We start from the raw sequence: 14,077 nt of genomic DNA, 5'->3' as shown, positions 1-14,077 counted from the left end.
CTGTTGGGCTGTGTTCCTACAGTTCGTTATTGGCATCCTGATCTTAGGTCTCATGCAAAGCCTCATATAGCGATAGGTCAAACAGCTATAATTCTTAAACTCAACGCAAATTAGATACTGCTTACGTTCTGTATCACCGGATCAAACTCGGATTTACATCATAGAAAAGCAAGATTATTGCCATGATGAGTAACCTTTTGTTTTTTATTAGTAACTTTGAGAGGGTTTTGGGTACTGTGTTTCTACAAGTGTTAACTTTGATTAACATATGGAAATTGAAATTTATAAAATTATAAAGGGAAAGGTTATTTTTGTGATTGATAAAGTCGTTTTTATTTAAAGGGTTAGCAGGTCGTTATTTTTTGTTATTAGTGTTAACTAATGTTTTCAGTGTTTTTTTAGTGTTAATGAAACTGTACATATATAGATTTTTAATTGTAATGGATTATTAACAGCTGTTTTAACTGTTTGATATATTGTTGGATTAAACGATTTTCTTTATGAATTTGAAAACAAAAAGCCTTATGAAATCGATCCCTTCTTAATTGTAATTTCATTGTTTGGCGTTTCTTTAATTACCTTTGCCACCGGAGCTTCAGTGTTGAATGCTGACACTGGCAGAGGTTGATTGTGCAGCATCGCTTATGGTGTGAGTGAAGCAGATACTATGTTTGACCGTTTACCCAGCTAACAGGCCTGGGCTTCGTTATCAGTTATCTGAGCCTGACCTTTCACACTCTGGGCTACAGCGCTGGCAGATAGAGCTTCGCCATCAGAAATATTATCCAGTACCAGTATGGTCATTTTACTTTGGCCGTTTCGTTGAGCCATCAATCAAAAACGGTATCACAAACCCGGATAAGTCCTCACCCACCTGGGAAGCATTGATCCTTTTCACCGACAGCCCTTTGGCGATCTGTTTACATGGCTTTGTCTCTTTTTTGATACATTTGTTTATCTATATATTTCAGTTGGTTAGTGTTTGGCTCAATTAGTTGCGTCTGGTTAAGGTAACAAAACTGTTAAACAGAGCTTACAATTTTCAATTGTACTGTTTATCGGTGCTCACCGGCTATTCAGACATAAAACCGTGCTTAATACCCCTGTATTGGGTTATCGAACAAAGTAACTTTAGTTGTGCCTGCGACAGTAATTGTTTTTTTCTCACCTCCCCGTAGCCATTAGCGGTTATCTGCAAAGTAAGACTATCTCTAACCACTTGATCTGGTTAAAAAACGTACAGCTTGGCACGGTGCGTGCTTTAAGTGCTCCGTTCGCAGGAAAAGACCTCCTGCAAAGAGTAAACATTGTACAAGTAAGATCCTCTCACGAAAGGGCTGGCCTGAGTATTCGGGCGTCGCAAAGTCATGGGTTCTGTTTGAACCGCCTGATTGCCGAATGAGAGAACCTACCTCAGGCCTGCCTGTATGAGGATCTTCGACCTGAAATAACTGGAGAGATCTTTCATGCACCCATTTAGGCTTGGTTCAACAAACCTACTGGTTACACTCGGCATCAGCGCAACAATTGCCAGTGCCAGCAGCCTGGTTGTCGCACAACAACCTGAGCACGTTCAGCATAAGGATCATTTAGAGTCTCAATACGGCCATGCCGTTGCAAGTTCAACGCCGGCTGCCCAGCGTAAAGCGGCTGCTGAATCCACTGAACAGATTATTAACGCCCAAAAGCAGTGGGCAATGGCTCAGGGTGCCTCTGGCAAAGCCAGCGCTCTGCAAAACTTAATCGGCAAAGTTGAACAGCGGCAGCAGGTGCTGATCGAACTGATAAAAAACAATCCTGAAGACGCCTTCCGGTATGCGATCCCTAACAACAAGCAAGCAGGAATGCCCGCTGCAGTGCTGGATATGCTTGAGCAGACGCTGGAGATAGAAGGTGAACTGGAAACCTTCTACGCAGATTATGAAGATGGTAGCCACAAGCTTTCGCACTTCCTGAATACACCCTTTGGCGAGCGTTTTGAGCTGCATGCACCAGGCGCTAAATTACAGTTGCCGAATGGCAGCAAAATTCGCGCGCATGGTTTGCTGTTATCGGCAAATTCAGAGCGTAATGACCTTGACGGATATCTGGCGCTGGACAGCAAGGCTGACAGTCTGGTGACGTTGGCGGCCGGTGGTGATAACAGTAACACGCAAGAGGTTCTGGCGGCTCTGCCTGGTACTTTTGGTGAACAGAAAACCGCTGTGATTCTGGTTAATTTCCAGGACGATACCAGCCAGCCCTGGACTGTGGATCAGGTTCGCGACGAAGTATTCAACCAAACGAATAATCACATACAGGAAAACTCTTACCAACAAACCTGGCTCAATGGTGACGTTTTCGGTTGGCATACCCTGCCACTGAGTAGCTCAAGTTGTGATCATAATGCGATAGCCTCGGCTGCGCGTGAGGCGGCCCAGAACAGTGGAATAAACGTGTCAGGTTATGATCGGCAGGTATTTATTTTCCCTCGTCTTAGTAGCTGTGGTTGGGCGGGCCTGGGTACGGTTGGTGGTTCGCCATCCACCACCTGGATTAATGGCAGTATGCGCTGGAAAACAATTTCCCATGAGCTGGGGCATAACTTCGGACTTTACCATTCTCATTCTCTCGAGTGTGGATCTGTGGTTATTGGTAACACGTGCAGTACTTATGAGTATGGTGACACTACCGGTGTAATGGGCAGTGCATCTGCGCATTTCAATGCTTTTCAGAAGGAACTGTTAGGCTGGTTGGATGCATCCAGTATTACCACTATTTCCAATAGCGGGACTTTTGATCTGGATACTTATGCCACTAGCGAGGGTGGGGCGCCAAAGGCTTTGAAAGTGCTCAAGGGAACTGATGCCGTAACCGGTGATAAGACTTGGTACTATCTACAGTATCGTCGACCGTCAGGTTATGACAGTGGCCTCAATTCAATTACCAATACCTCTGAGGGTGTTGTTATCAGCACCGGTAGTGATTCCAGCCGTAATACCAGTTATTTGCTGGATATGACGCCGGAGACCAGCTCCTGGTACGATCCTGCGCTTGCCGTTGGTCAGCAATACTATGATGGCAATGCCGGTGTAGATATATCAACTAACTGGGTTGATGCCAGCAGTGCTTCTGTAACAATTGATATGGCTCCGCAAAGCTGCGCTGAGCAAAGCCCAGCCCTGAGTGCCAGCCCGGTACAGAGCGAGTGGATTGCCGCCGGTACCAGCTTCAGTTACAGCATAACCGTGACTAACCGTAATAGTCTGGATTGCGGTACCAGCTCTTTTAATCTGAGCATGACTAAGCCCAGTGGTTGGAGTGCAAACTTTGACTCAACATCTGTATCCCTGGCGCCAGGTGAGAGTCGTACAGTAGGCCTGACAGTGATCTCAACAGCCAGTGCCGCAGACGGGTTCTATAACATTAATGCCAGTGCAACCGCTGGAGCCAACTCCGGCAGCGTGGCATTAACTTATGTTGTCAGCAATCCTGTAGGTAACACTAACAGTTCACCGGTTGCCGACAACGACAGTGTTGTGATTAGCAGTAAGTCGCCAGTGACTATTGCTGTGCTGGATAATGACTGGGATCCGGATGGCGATAGCTTATCTCTTCTTAGTGTTACGCAGGGTGCTAAAGGTAATGTCGCTATTAATTCTGACGGTACGCTAACTTATACCCCTGGCAAGCGCTTTAAAAATAGCGATAGCTTCACATACAGCATCAGTGATGGTGGAAAAACGGCCTCTGCCAGTGTCAGCATTCAGTTGCAAAGCTCTGGCGATACTGGTGACACCGGTGGCAATGGTGGTAATAAAGGCAACGGCAAGAAACGCTAAATAGAAGTATGGTCAATTAATAGTGCAAAATGCTCAGGGGTGGTTTGCCCCTGAGTATTTCTTGTTACGGGCAATATGCCCCGATAGTTGTGGATGTAGGTATTTCCTGTGCCGGAGGCTAATTACTCTGGCCGTCCTGTTTCAGCATCCCTTCAATTGCCTGCTTAAATGCCTCTAAGGGCTGGGAACCGGATTTAGCAAGCACTTGCCCGGTGAGATTATTTATCAGTATATTGCCTGGAGTTCCTGTGATTCCGGCTTGTTGCCCGTCTTCGAAATCCTCTTTTACACGATCTGAATACCTGTTGCTGTCCAGGCATTCCTGAAAAACGTCAGCATCCAGACTAAATTCTGCCGCCAGAGGTGAGAGTTTGTCCAAAGCAAAGCCTTTGCCTCCGGATTGGGTACGCTGATAGATGGCGTCAGTGTAGCGCCAGAAAGCTTCATCTCCTCCTTGTTCATAAGCGCATTCAGCGGCCTCAGCTTGTTTTTGCGCACCAGGATTATGAAAGCTGAGGGGGTAATGCCGGTAAACCCAATTCACTTGCCCGTCAAAAAGATCAATCAGGTTTTTAACCGTTTGATGAAAGCGCTTGCAGTAGGGGCATTCAAAGTCCGAATATTCGATCAGGCTGATCGAAGCTTCCGGGTTGCCATAAATATGGTCTCGTCCTTGCTCGATGCTGCGTGCATTGCGGGCTTTTTCGTTAGCGCTTCTTTCTTTTTCAGCGCGGGCATCGGCCTGAGCTTTGGCTCTGGTTTCTCTCTGAGTTGTAATATAGTTTTGGATGCCGGTATCAATCTCTTGTTGTAACCAGTCACTGTTGCGTAATTCCTGGATAACCTCAGCCTTGATCCGCTCGACAAGTTGCTGATCAACATCCCCATCCTGATTGGCATAAACAGGTACTGTAATAAGCAGTATTGCGAGGGTGAAGGGGAGTATTAGTCGGAGAATCAAAGGCAGGCTTCCATTAGCTGTGTTGTTCATGGGAACCCCTTGCTTACTGTAAAAAACGTGCAGCTGGAAAATTGCAGAATCAACCTGATCGGCTTACCTGCTGTTAAATAGTTCGTAAAACATTTTTAGCCTAGTTCAGAGTTCTGTAGTCGTACAGATTTGTTAACGGTGTAAACTTTTACTTCCCTATAAAAAATATGACAGCTCGCTAGAACGTCGCTGTGCGACTTGCTAGAACGGAAAGCAAGCTTTCCTGCTAGTGGCTAGAAAATGCGAAGATCAAAATCAAAAAAGGAGGCTATTGGCCTCCTTTATTTGTCATGAAGATTTTTTCTGGCTGGCCTTAACAAGGTCGCACAGTTATGACCGTTACCGACCCACAGGAAACATTAGGGGCGATTTTTCAAGAATGGCAATCAGCCATCTAACGACCAACAGCGGTCATAGATCGGCACGCCAAGGTTAGACTCTTATCGACCTAAGCTGGCCTGTAATACGACTAAAACAAGGTTTATTAAGACTGCACCATTTCCTTTAGTTCATTTCTGTACCTGGTCGGTGTGGTCGATGTTTCCCTTTTGAAGACCCGAATAAAAAAACTCTGATTTTCATAGCCTACTGAATAAGCGATATCCCTCACTGTCATGTCGGTAGCAAGGAGCAGCCTTTTAGATCTCTCGACTCTAACTGCCTGAATATACTGTGTGAAGGACATGCTAGTAGCCTTCTTGAAACGCCTTTTTAAGGCTGTATTACTAAAATTAAATCGTTTAGCCACACTCTCAATCAGGATGGCCTCGCTATGATGCTCTTCTATCCAGTCCTGAATTCTGGAAATATCCATGTCCAGGTGATTCCTGCGTCCTGGCAGGATAGGCGTAACATGCTTAGGTGAGGTAATAAGTCCATGGGCTGCACAAAGGTTGGAAAATCTGTCGTCTCTATACTTTCCAAGCTGATATAGAAATGCGTCAACACCACCAACGAAGCTCCCTGCTGTGAAAATGTGATTGGATTCAACGAATGAACTGTGAGACGTAAAGGTACATTTTGGGAAAAGCTTTCGAAAACGAGCGAGAAAAGCCCAATGCGTTGCAATGATCTGGTTATCCAAAATCCCTGCCTTTCCTAACAGGATCACACCTGTGCTTAGTGCCAGAATAGGTGTTGATCTCGATCGCTGGTCAGATAACCAGCGAGCAATTTCTGCTTCATGGATAATTTTCTCATCAAGTCCTCCCCCCTCAATGGCAGGTATAACGATCAAATCTGTTTTTTTGATGCGTTCCAAAGAGCGGTCAGGGCATATGATGCTCCCATTGGCACTTTTTACAGCACTCCCGCCTACCGTTGCGATGGAACACGTAATACGACTTTCTTGGAATATTTTTTTCTCCAGTATCGAGGCGATATGTACAAAGTCTTTTATGGTCATGACATTCATTGCCCAGCAGCGACTGTAGGCAATTATTGTGATATCCACTTTTTAACCTCGCTTGGTCTGATCAGACTATAGAATGGTCTAAACGGATATCGTATAGATCCCGTGTTTCTCTTAGCCTACAGGAGTTGTCATAATAATATATAAGTATGAGAGGGATAATATGAGAATCATTGAGAGTTACTTAGACATCCCTCAAGGGCAAATTTTTGTTCACCAGTGGATACCTTCCGATACTGAGCATCTTTCTCCACTCATCCTGTTACACGATTCGCTTGGAAGCGTAGAATTATGGAGGGAGTTTCCCGAACAGTTAGCCTTTACACTAAATCGCCCTGTCATAGCATATGATCGGCTCGGGTTTGGAAAATCATCTGGAAGAGCTACTCTGCCATCTGTAGAGTTTATTTCAGAAGAGGCGGAATTCTATTTTCCACTTCTATGCGATGAATTAGGCCTGTCAGGTTTCTTCATATGTGGGCATAGCGTTGGCGGAGCAATGGCATTATTAATTGCAGCTACTCACAAACAATGTAAGGGGGTGATCTCCTTATCTGCACAAGTGTTTGTAGAAGAAGCTACACTGGAGGGAATACGGGCAGCCAAGAAAGCGTTCCAAAATTTGGGACAGTTCAATAAACTAAAGAAATGGCACGATGGCAAATCGGAATGGGTTCTATCAGCGTGGACAGAGGTATGGTTGTCCGATGAGTTTGCTGGGTGGAATATTGTCCAGAATCTTAAAAAGGTCACTTGTCCTGTATTAGTCATCCACGGAGAATCAGACGAGTATGGTTCTGTCGTTTTTCCCGAAACGATTAAAGAGAGTGTTAAAGGAAAGGTACAGATGGAAGTTCTCAACGATTGTGGCCATGTACCTCACCGCGAAAAAAACGCTCATGTGCTTGAGACTACACTGAACTATTTCAGAAGGGTCGCAGGTTAAAAACTCGTTCGATGAGAATGTCCACTCTGTGCCGAAATGAGTCAAGCTATGCTCTTCTTACGAATGTCTGCTTTTGGGATAATGTACGGTTAAGGAGATGCTCGGTTTATTGAAACTACAGCACAAAGCGGACATTACACAATTGTAAAAAAGAGCCGTAGATTATGAAATCTACGGCTCTTTTTTATTCATACCTTACAGCAAAAAAAACGCCAGATGGCGTTTTTTTATCCGCGAAGCGGATATGTTTTTTCTAGCCACTAGCTAGCTGAACTTGTTCAGCGGTCTAGCGAGTTGCGAAGCAACGTTCTAGCTACTTGCCGTTTAAAACTAAGGCGTTCGGTCACTTAACTGTTACGTTTTCTATAATAATCGCCTCTTTCGGTACATCCCGGTATGGCCCGACAACACCGGTGCTGGTTTTGCCGATAGCTTCAACGATTTCGATGCCGGAAACGACTTTACCGAATACCGCATAACCAGCCTGACGGCCACGGGGGTTAAGGAAATCGTTGTCTTTCAGGTTGATAAAAAACTGTGATGTGGCGCTGTCCGGATCGTTGGTTCGCGCCATAGAGATGGTGCCTTTATCGTTGTTCAGGCCATTCATGGATTCGTTCATAATTGGCGGAAAGGCCTCTTTGCGGCTCATATCCTGATCAAAACCACCACCCTGAATCATGAAGTTATCGATCACCCGATGAAAAATGGTGCCTTTGTAAAACCCTTTCTCAACATACATAAGAAAGTTTTCTACGCTGGCTGGTGCCTGTTCCGGCATCATCTCAATCTCAATGACACCGGCACTGGTGGTCATCACGACGACCGGATTAACTTCTTGCGCCTGAGCTGAGCCAAACAGGGCCAGAGTCGTGACTATAAGGGTGGATATGATTTTTTTCAGCATGATATACCTCGTTAAATTACAGACCGAAAACCTGTTTAAGCAGGTCAGTGGTTCGGGCGGCAGGATTTTCTCGAATCTTTTTCTCTTCAGCGGCAAGCATTGTAAACAGGCCATTGAGGGCTTGTTCGGTGACATGGTCTTCCAGTTTGTAGTTCTGGGCCATATCGCCAACCATCGGTACTTTGCTGGCTTCCTCGGTGAGCTCACCATAGTAGCGGGTGACGCCGACCTGATTCATTGACTCTGTGATCGATGGTTTAAACAGGTCGCTCAGGTTAGCCGATGTTTTTTCGCGAAAGTATTCGGTGGCGGCGTTGTCAGGACCATTAAGAATAGTTTGCGCATCTTCGATGCTCATCTCTTTGATCGCACCGACGATGATCTCGGTTGCCTGTGGCGCGGCTTTTTCCGCGGCGCGGTTCATACTCAGTTCAAACTGATCAACCTGGGAACCCAGGCCAAATTTGCGTAACAGTCCGCTGGCTTGTTCCAGTTGGTCCGGCATTGGGATGCGGATTAGCTGATTGCTCATATAACCATCGGGCTTACTGATCTCTTCCACCGCTCTGCGGGTACCTACATCCAGTGCTTCTTTAAGGCCTGCGATAAGGGTATTGTGATCCAGCCCTGTGTCGGTAGTGGCAGCAGGCTGAGTCGACTGGTCACTGTCCTGCAGAATCTGTTTACCTGTTTCACCGAGGTCTTTGAGAAAGTCGCCAAAGCCTGCGTATACCGGAGCACAGAGGGTTGCTCCGACCAGGGTAATAATTGCAATAGGTTTCATAGTGTTTAATTCCTGATGTGGCTAGTACTGATGCATAGCTATCTGTCATCGTGGCAAAAATGTATTACAGATTTAAGGCTAAACCACTGAGGCCAATAATGCCTAACAATACCGGTGATGCGAGGGTGGCAACTATGATCAGGATCAGGCCAAGGATGTTATAAGCGATTCCAGAACCGCTGCCGCCAAGAATGGAAAACAGTAACCCGAAGCATAGAAACAGCAGTGCCAGGGGGACAAAAACAATACCGATGGAGAATATACCCGCCACCGCCAGAGCACAGGCTATTAAGCCTGGAATTACACCGGCTTTGTTCGGTGGGTTGATCTGCTCCATCGCGATTTTATTATTCACATGTTTTCCCGGATATTTCATACAACTATTTGAATTATAACTGTAGCTGCTGAACAAAACTTGAATAATTTCTGCTGCTACGGCGCAGTGAATTGTAATCGGGGAGTGTATTTTCAGGATTACCTGCTTATTGCTTACCCGACGCCATCAAATGGTTTAATCAATGTGTCCAGATCAAGCATCCGCATCTCACTGATCGCCACTTCGAGACGTCCCTCTTCGCATAAGCCGCTTATTCCTGCATGCTCATAACCTTCTAATGCCGCCTGAATGCAGGCCTGCTGTATCTGTTCTGCGAGTTTGAGTAATTGCGACCTGTCATTGCTCATCGGATTTATGCTCAGCCCTGGGTTTTAAAAACTACTGCTAACCGCTAGCTTACCCTGCAAATTATTGGCAGGGCTTTGACCGGGGTTAATTCTGTGGAGCTGTCTCTACACAAACTTGTCGGGTCAGGTCACCATTAGGCAGGCTGAAACTACTGTATAGCGCATCGAACCGGGTTATCTGTGGACAGTTTTCCGGATTAACCGGGGCCACCGGAATTTCAAGATTCCAACCATTGATGACATCGGCTCTGGCCACTGCAATCTTATAGCCGAATACCGATGAATAGGAACGGCTTTCAGAAACGGATGTTTCTTTCTTCAGGAACAGGTGCCACTGTCCGGTGGAGCCAATATAGTGTGGTTGGCTTTTATAGGCTGCCAGAATGCGTAATGAGATCTGGCGAAATTGCTGCAGGTTTTCATGGGTAACAGAGAGGCTGTGCTGGCCTTCATCGGTAACGGTTTGAGCAACACTGAAACAACTAAAAAAACTCAGCAGTGACAATAGGGTAAATCGTAAAAACATAGTTTACAGCTTGTTCTGTCAATCGGGTGTAAAGATGAATTATAGCTGTGACTGCAGCCGGCGAAAAAAATTCCCGGCGGATTCTACCCGATCACAACTTCTTCTGGGTATAGGTTGTAGAGGCGGTTTATTATTGCCATCGAGGCCGTGGTCATACAGCCTCAGGTAGTGGTCAGGCTGTATTGGTCAGAGCGCACCGTGATCAAGCATCAGTTGGTGAATCCGTTGTGCCAGTTTTTGATAACCCTGCTGATTGAAATGGATCGGATCTGATTTGTTGCTGGCGGAGCGGAGCAGACCTGCGATGATCTCATTGTCATGGACCAGGTCATATTGTTCCGCCAGTTCGGCATACAGCGGTGCACTGTCGGAAAATAGCTTTTTCTCAGGGACGCCGATCAGAACCAGTTCAATATCTCTCTGCTTGCTCAGCTCGATCATCTCAATCAGGTTTTGCTTTAACTGTTGCTGGCTCTGGTTGCGCAGAATATCGTTACCACCTTCCAGCAGCACGATCAGGTTTGGCGAATAGCGATCCAGCAATGAAGGAAACCGGTTCAGCCCTGCGGTGGTAGTTTCACCTGATACACCGGCATTGATTACCTGCCGGCCTGATAGCCGCTGCAGTACTGCAGGATAGCTGTGTTCAGTCGATGTGCCGACACCAACAGTCAGGCTGTCACCAAATGCCAGTACCGTTGCCTGTTCAGGAAGGTAGGATAGTTCGGGTTTATTGCAGCCCGCCAGCAGGATCGAACAGCTTAAGGTCAGAGCAAGTAGTAACTGTCGCATACGAAATCCTTTTCATGCATGAGTGTTGATGAACCGGATTATAGGGTCGCGTTGCTATTCTTCGCAAGTCGCCGGAATCAGGGCGCAGTGACCTGCAGTTGTTGACGACGCCAGTCGTTGATGCCGCCTTTAAGGTGATAAACCTGACTCATTTTCATCTGATCAGCCAGAAACGTACCGACCTTACCGGTACGGTTACCGGATCGGCAGACCAGGACAAAGGGTTGATTTTCGTCCGCAACTAACTGACGGAAACTTGCCAGCCAGCTGGCGGTATCGTAATTACCTTTGCTGTCGAAGAACATCAGTGTCTTACTCTCGGGGATAATGCCGGTTTGCTGCCACTCCTGCGGCGTGCGGATATCGATAACCGGTACTCCCCGGTCGATCATCTCCTGCAGTTGTGTCGGCGTAACACCTTTCAACTCGGCATAAGAAAAGCTACTCAGGGCTAGCAGGGCAAGCAGGCTCAGAGCGAACCTGATAATTTGGCGAAAAGGTCTGGTCACATTAGGCTCCGGTCGACTCTTATCTGTCAGCAGTGCTTATCTGTTAACAACATTTGTCTGCTTATATTGTAACGTTCTGCCAGCGTTTGGGAATAACCTGGCTACCCAGAACGCAAACGCCAACACTGGCAAATATCATTAAAATGCTGAACCAGGTGATATCACCGCTGCTGGAAGAAGTGAGCAATGATAACAAGCTGGTACTTAAACCGACCAGGGCTGGCGTCAGCCATTTGCACTGACCACTGATCAGCGCGGTGACAGCGCCGCCTGCGAGCATCGTCAGGCCATACACCAGCATCGCCGATATAAACCAGAGTTCTGACTGGTAGGTAGAGAAGAAGCCGTCGCCGCTGTCGGCGGTGCTGATATAAGAAGCCAGCAACACATACCCCAGTTGCAGGGTAAGGCCAACCACTATTACGGTGATGCAACCAATAATAAACGCTTTCAGGTTGAACATTGTTCTATTAACCATATCGCTGAAGATAGGGTCTATATTCTGACTGACGGCGGCTGCTGTACACGACTTTGATCAAGTCGGGCGCGATAGAGCTGAGTCTGCCGTTTAGTTGTTAGCGGGTACGGGCATAACAAACTTATAAGAGGTTTTCTCAAATCCGAGATGCTCATAATAGGCGTGGGTCTTATTACGGCGAAAATTGGTGGTCAGCTCCAGGCTTGAGCATTGTCTGGCTTTAGCTCTGGCCCGGGCCAGTTCGACCAGTGCGGTGCCGTAGCCTTGTCCCCGTAACGATTCATCCACCACCAGTGCGGTAATACGACATAGCCGTTGCGCGCCGGGGAAGTAATCGAAATAGATCAGCGAGATGACCGCGCGGACCTGGTTATCCAGCAGGCCGACATAGACCTCATCATTGCGTTTCTGATGGCTATGGATCATCTCAGCGGTTTGCACAGGAGTTAGCTGATAGCCGAGTTGCAACATCAGTACTGAAACCTGTGCTGAATCTTCAATCGTGGCTGCTCTGATTTTCATGCTGGTTCTCGTGTGTCTGAATTCTGCGCTGCCGGTTTGCTTTCACCCTAGCAGATCGCAATCAGACGGAGCGATGTTTTGGCTAAAAGTATGAGGAAAGCTATGAAAAGTAATATGAAGAGAGCTGAAACTGAGGATATAAAAAAGCGCGACAGTGATCGCCGCGCCTGATAATGAACTTAACAAAGTTAAACCGCTTGCTGCCGGTTCCAGTCGATACATTCCGCCAGTGTCACGCCTGCACCGCCAAATATATCCAGCGCGCTGCCGATGGTCAGATCTACATTGCCGCCAGACAAGCTGTCGACCAGTTTCAGGTCTTCCAGCGAGCGGGCACCACCGGCATAAGTCACCGGAATCGGGCAGGACTCGCCAAGCAGTTTAACCAGATCCTGGTCGATACCACCCTGTAACCCTTCCACATCGGCGGCATGAATCAGAAATTCAGCGCAGTGCTGGCTCAGTTCAGCCAGGGTTTGTGCATTTACCTGAGTTTCAGTCACCGTCTGCCAGCGATCGGTAGCGATATTCCAGCCCTGATCAGTACGGCGACAGCTGAGATCCAGGATCAGCCGTTCGGCACCGGTTTCAGATTTAATCTGCTCCAGCTTGTCCCAGCTGAACTGGCCGCCATCAAACAGGGAGGATGTGACGATCACATGGGATGCACCGGCGCTAAGGAATTCAGCCGCGTTTTCATGGTTCACGCCACCACCAAATTGCAGCCCTTTGGGCCAGGCTGCGAGCGCTTTCAGGGCTTGTTCTTTATTTCCCGGTCCCAGCGCGATGACGTGGCCACCGGTCAGGTTATGCTTGCGGTACAGGCTGGCGTAGTATTCAGCATCATACTGGCTGACGAAGTTGGTATCGGCGCCCTGGTCGTTCAGGCTGCCGCCGACTATCTGTTTAACCTGGCCCTGGTGCAGGTCGATACAGGGACGAAACTGGGTCAAAGGAATAACTCCATAACTGGATAGATAACTGGCGCGCATTGTATCAGAAACAGGAGGTGTAACTCACTAGCGAAGCAGTTGTAGCTGTAATATCAGGAAGTGGAGATAAATTCACTGGCCATGTGGTTGTATCAGAAACAGGAGGTGTAATTCACTAGCGAAGCAGTTGTAGCTGTAATATCAGGAAGTGGAGATAAATTCACTGGCCATGTGGTTGTATCAGAAACAGGAGGTGTAACTCACTAGCGAAGCAGTTGTAGCTGTAATATCAGGAAGTGGAGATAAATTCACTGGCCATGTGGTTGTATCAGAAACAGGAGGTGTAACTCACTAGCGAAGCAGTTGTAGCTGTAATATCAGGAAGTGGAGATAAATTCACTGGCCATGTGGTTGTATCAGAAACAGGAGGTGTAACTCACTAGCGAAGCAGTTGTAGCTGTAATATCAGGAAGTGGAGATAAATTCACTGGCCATGTGGTTGTATCAGAAACAGGAGGTGTAACTCACTAGCGAAGCAGTTGTAGCTGTAATATCAGGAAGTGGAGATAAATTCACTGGCCATGTGGTTGTATCAGAAACAGGAGGTGTAATTCACTAGCTAAGCAGTTGTAGCAGAAAGCAAAGATATAACTCACTTGCCATGTGGTTGTCGCAGAATGCGTGATAGCTGCGGAATTTATGCTATGTTTCAGGCATAATTCGCAGGAACAATTTTCCGATTGGTCTGTCACACCAGCAGACCTGCGGGGCCAT

At 47.0% G+C, this 14,077-nt stretch carries 14 protein-coding genes; 2 read left to right on the top strand and 12 right to left on the bottom strand.

Features of this window, described 5'->3' with window-relative positions; genetic code table 11:
• Positions 1-1,466: 1,466 nt before the first annotated feature.
• Positions 1,467-3,821, top strand: coding sequence for an Ig-like domain-containing protein (locus tag ACQUQM_RS14245; protein ID WP_432470562.1), 2,355 nt, complete (start codon positions 1,467-1,469; stop codon positions 3,819-3,821).
• Between the two features lie 118 nt (positions 3,822-3,939).
• Here ACQUQM_RS14245 and ACQUQM_RS14240 read toward each other — a convergent pair whose 3' ends face one another.
• Both ACQUQM_RS14240 and ACQUQM_RS14235 read right to left on the bottom strand, forming a co-directional pair.
• Positions 3,940-4,812 carry a DsbA family protein gene (locus ACQUQM_RS14240; protein WP_432470561.1) on the bottom strand — a complete coding sequence of 291 codons (873 nt, stop codon included), beginning with the start codon at positions 4,810-4,812 and terminating at the stop codon, positions 3,940-3,942.
• A 484-nt stretch (positions 4,813-5,296) separates the two neighbouring features.
• Positions 5,297-6,265 carry a GlxA family transcriptional regulator gene (locus ACQUQM_RS14235; protein WP_432470560.1) on the bottom strand — a complete coding sequence of 323 codons (969 nt, stop codon included), beginning with the start codon at positions 6,263-6,265 and terminating at the stop codon, positions 5,297-5,299.
• Between the two features lie 121 nt (positions 6,266-6,386).
• Here ACQUQM_RS14235 and ACQUQM_RS14230 point away from each other — a divergent pair, with 121 nt between their 5' ends.
• Positions 6,387-7,169 (top strand): alpha/beta fold hydrolase, encoded by a 783-nt coding sequence (locus ACQUQM_RS14230; RefSeq protein WP_432470559.1) that lies wholly within the window; start codon positions 6,387-6,389, stop codon positions 7,167-7,169.
• A 343-nt stretch (positions 7,170-7,512) separates the two neighbouring features.
• On the opposite strand, the gene ACQUQM_RS14225 is transcribed toward ACQUQM_RS14230, so the two are convergent.
• The 10 genes from ACQUQM_RS14225 to hisA all read right to left on the bottom strand — a co-directional run bounded on the left by ACQUQM_RS14225 (position 7,513) and on the right by hisA (position 13,324).
• Positions 7,513-8,076 (bottom strand): peptidylprolyl isomerase, encoded by a 564-nt coding sequence (locus ACQUQM_RS14225; RefSeq protein ID WP_432470558.1) that lies wholly within the window; start codon positions 8,074-8,076, stop codon positions 7,513-7,515.
• Between the two features lie 16 nt (positions 8,077-8,092).
• Positions 8,093-8,860: a DUF4197 domain-containing protein gene (locus ACQUQM_RS14220; protein WP_432470557.1), complete on the bottom strand. Its 768-nt coding sequence runs from the start codon at positions 8,858-8,860 to the stop codon at positions 8,093-8,095.
• A 64-nt stretch (positions 8,861-8,924) separates the two neighbouring features.
• Positions 8,925-9,215, bottom strand: coding sequence for a hypothetical protein (locus ACQUQM_RS14215; RefSeq protein WP_432470556.1), 291 nt, complete (start codon positions 9,213-9,215; stop codon positions 8,925-8,927).
• A 134-nt stretch (positions 9,216-9,349) separates the two neighbouring features.
• On the bottom strand, positions 9,350-9,544 hold the full coding sequence (locus ACQUQM_RS14210) for a hypothetical protein (RefSeq protein WP_432470555.1): 195 nt from the start codon (positions 9,542-9,544) through the stop codon (positions 9,350-9,352).
• A gap of 85 nt (positions 9,545-9,629) precedes the next feature.
• Positions 9,630-10,070 carry a hypothetical protein gene (locus ACQUQM_RS14205; RefSeq protein WP_432470554.1) on the bottom strand — a complete coding sequence of 147 codons (441 nt, stop codon included), beginning with the start codon at positions 10,068-10,070 and terminating at the stop codon, positions 9,630-9,632.
• Positions 10,071-10,256: 186 nt separating this feature from the next.
• Complete coding sequence (locus ACQUQM_RS14200; RefSeq protein ID WP_432470553.1) at positions 10,257-10,862, bottom strand: GDSL-type esterase/lipase family protein; 606 nt, start codon at positions 10,860-10,862, stop codon at positions 10,257-10,259.
• Between the two features lie 77 nt (positions 10,863-10,939).
• Positions 10,940-11,371, bottom strand: coding sequence for a rhodanese-like domain-containing protein (locus ACQUQM_RS14195; RefSeq protein ID WP_432470552.1), 432 nt, complete (start codon positions 11,369-11,371; stop codon positions 10,940-10,942).
• A gap of 61 nt (positions 11,372-11,432) precedes the next feature.
• The gene (locus tag ACQUQM_RS14190; RefSeq protein WP_432470551.1) at positions 11,433-11,834 is read right to left on the bottom strand and encodes a hypothetical protein; all 402 of its coding nucleotides are present in this window, start codon (positions 11,832-11,834) and stop codon (positions 11,433-11,435) included.
• Positions 11,835-11,939: 105 nt separating this feature from the next.
• Positions 11,940-12,371, bottom strand: coding sequence for a GNAT family N-acetyltransferase (locus tag ACQUQM_RS14185; RefSeq protein WP_432470550.1), 432 nt, complete (start codon positions 12,369-12,371; stop codon positions 11,940-11,942).
• A 188-nt stretch (positions 12,372-12,559) separates the two neighbouring features.
• The gene (gene hisA, locus ACQUQM_RS14180; RefSeq protein ID WP_432470549.1) at positions 12,560-13,324 is read right to left on the bottom strand and encodes a phosphoribosylformimino-5-aminoimidazole carboxamide ribotide isomerase; all 765 of its coding nucleotides are present in this window, start codon (positions 13,322-13,324) and stop codon (positions 12,560-12,562) included.
• Between the last annotated feature and the right edge of the window lie 753 nt (positions 13,325-14,077).

It is taken from the genome of Amphritea sp. HPY, from assembly GCF_050870985.1.
Taxonomy (GTDB): domain Bacteria; phylum Pseudomonadota; class Gammaproteobacteria; order Pseudomonadales; family Balneatricaceae; genus Amphritea.
The sequence above is the reverse complement of the archived record's forward strand: the minus strand, read 5'-3'. Positions and strand labels throughout refer to the sequence as shown.